The sequence below is a fragment of the Streptomyces calidiresistens genome (assembly GCF_014141525.1).
GTDB lineage: Bacteria > Actinomycetota > Actinomycetes > Streptomycetales > Streptomycetaceae > Streptomyces > Streptomyces calidiresistens.
Map to the genome: position 1 here is coordinate 1 of NZ_VKHS01001143.1, position 1293 is coordinate 1293.

Annotated in this window: 1 protein-coding gene; it reads right to left on the bottom strand. The window is 80.6% G+C overall.

Annotated elements, in window-relative coordinates; all coding sequences use genetic code 11:
• Window positions 1-18: 18 nt before the first annotated feature.
• A partial coding sequence (locus tag FOE67_RS25990; protein WP_182667271.1) for a glycosyltransferase occupies window positions 19-1293 on the bottom strand: 1275 nt, incomplete at its 5' end.

Consider the following 1293-nt stretch of genomic DNA (forward strand, 5'->3'; position numbering starts at 1 on the left):
GCGGTGGGCTCTCGGTGGTCATCCCGGACCCGCCCCGCCACCCGGGGTCGCTTCCGGCACGCCTCCCGACGCGATGCCCCGCGAGCGGCGCAGGAACACCCGTGCGCCGGGGGGCAGCGCGAGGCGGCCGGCCGCCGCCGGGTCCTCGACCGACACGGTGGGCCCGGGGACGGCGCCCGGGTCCACGGCGACCGCCGCGCCGGACGGACCGGGGTGGCCGGGAGGACCGGGAGGGAGGGGAACCGGGAGGGCGACGGCGCCCGGATCGGCGCCCCCGGCCGGACGCGCGCCGGAGGCGGAGAGCCCGGGGAGGAGCGTGCGGTACAACTCCCGCACCGCCGCCGCGGTGACCCGCAGGTCGTGGTCCCGGCGAACCCGGCGGCGGGTGGCGACCCCGATGCCGACCCGGGCCGCCGGATCGGCCAGCAGGCCCGTCACGGCCGCGGCCAGCGCCCGCGGTTTCCCCGGCGGCACCAGGCAACGGTCGAGGTGCTCCGGCGGCAGACACTCGCGGGCCCCGGCGACATCGGTGAGCAGCACCGGGCGCCCGCAGGCCATCGCCTCCAGCGGGGTCAGCGCCATGCCCTCCCACCGGGAGGGCTGCACGACCAGGTCGGCGGCGGCGTACCAGGGCCGGGGATCGTCCACGGCACCGGCGAACAGTACGCCGCGCGGGGCGCGGGCCCGCAGCGCCTCCCCCGCCGGGCCCTCGCCGACGAGCACCAACCGGGCGTCGGGGAACCGGCGCAGGACCTCCGGCCAGGCCCGCAGGAGCACGTCCTGGCCCTTCTGCCGGCACAGCCGGCCCACGCACGCCACCAGGGGCGCGTGCGGCGGGACGGCGTGCACGGCGTGCAGTCCGGCGCGGACACCGCGCCGGGCCGAGGAGTCCGGTGGGGTGAAGCGGGTGGTGTCCACCCCGTTGGGGATCACCGCCCCGTCCGCGACCACCCCGGCGCGCAGGCCGGCGGCGCGCTCGGCGTGGCTCACCCACAGCAGGCGGTGGGTCCACCGGGCGGCGTGCCGTTCCCAGCGGACGGCGAGGGGGCGCAGCGGTCCGGCGGCCTCGAAGGACCAGGCGTGCGGCTGGTGGACGGTGGGGTACCGGCCGCGCAGGGCGAGCCGTCCGGCCAGGCCGGCCTTGGCGCTGTGCAGGTGGATCAGGCGGGGGGAGAGCGCCTCGACGGCCCGGAGGACGTCGGCGGCCTCCCGGCCCAGGCCGGGGCCGGGTTCGCGGCCGGCGGCCCAGGGCAGCACGGTCGCGCCGAGGGCCCGGGCGGCCGGGGCGAGGGG